This is a genomic window from Streptomyces phytophilus (assembly GCF_013870535.1).
GTDB classification, from domain to species: domain Bacteria; phylum Actinomycetota; class Actinomycetes; order Streptomycetales; family Streptomycetaceae; genus Streptomyces; species Streptomyces phytophilus.
Window position 1 is genome coordinate 1 of sequence record NZ_JACBXC010001746.1, and the last position, 954, is coordinate 954.

Here is a 954-nt window from a genome sequence, read left to right on the forward strand (position 1 = left end):
ACTGCTGCAGGGTCGGGTGACACCTGACCTGGCTTGCTGAGAGGCGGCCTGGAAGGATGTCGCAGTGCCCAAGCCGTATCCGAAGGAGTTCCGCGAAGACGTCGTGCGGGTCGCGCGCAACCGCGAGCCCGGCGTCACGCTGGAACAGATCGCCACCGACTTCGGTGTCCACCCGATCACGCTGTCGAAGTGGCTGCGCCGTGCCGAAACCGACGAGGGCGCCAGGCCGGCAACGGTGTCGGGTGAGTCGGCCGAGCTGCGCGAGGCCCGCAAGCGGATTCGGCTGCTGGAGCAGGAGAACGCGGTGCTGCGCCGGGCTGCTGCGTATCTGTCGCAGGCGAACCTGCCGGCAAAATGATGTACCCGCTCGTCCGCGAGCTGGCCGCCGCTGATGCCCCTCATCGGGTGCCCGTGGCGGCGGATGTGCCGGGTGCTGAAGCTGGCCCGCCAGCCCTACTACCGGTGGCTGGCCCGGCCGGTCACCGACGCCGAGCTGGCCGAGGCATACCGGGCCGACGCGCTGTTCGACGCACACCGCGACGACCCCGAGTTCGGCACCGGTTCCTCCTCGACGAAGCGCGGGCCGCGGGTCAGGTGATGGCCGAGCGGACCGCCTGGCGGATCTGCCGGGACAACGGCTGGTGGAGCGTCTTCGGCAAGCGAAAGGGCCGCGGCAAGAACGCCAAGGCCGGGCCGCCGGTGCACGATGACCGGGTGCGGCGCAACTTCACCGCCGAAGGGCCGAACCAGGTGTGGCTCACGGACATCACCGAGCACCCGACCGGCGAGGGCAAGCTGTATCTGTGCGCCGTCAAGGACGTCTACTCCGGCCGCATCGTGGGCTATTCCATCGACGCCCGGATGAAGTCCCGCCTCGCGGTGGCCGCGCTTCAATCCGCCGTCGCCCGCCGCGGCCAAGTGGCCGGATGCGTGGTGCACTCGGATCGCGGCTCG

Annotated in this window: 1 pseudogene; it reads left to right on the forward strand. The window is 70.2% G+C overall.

Annotated elements, in window-relative coordinates:
* Positions 1-64 precede the first annotated feature (64 nt).
* Positions 65-954 (forward strand): annotated as a pseudogene (locus tag H5J30_RS37295) (IS3 family transposase); the annotation flags it as partial.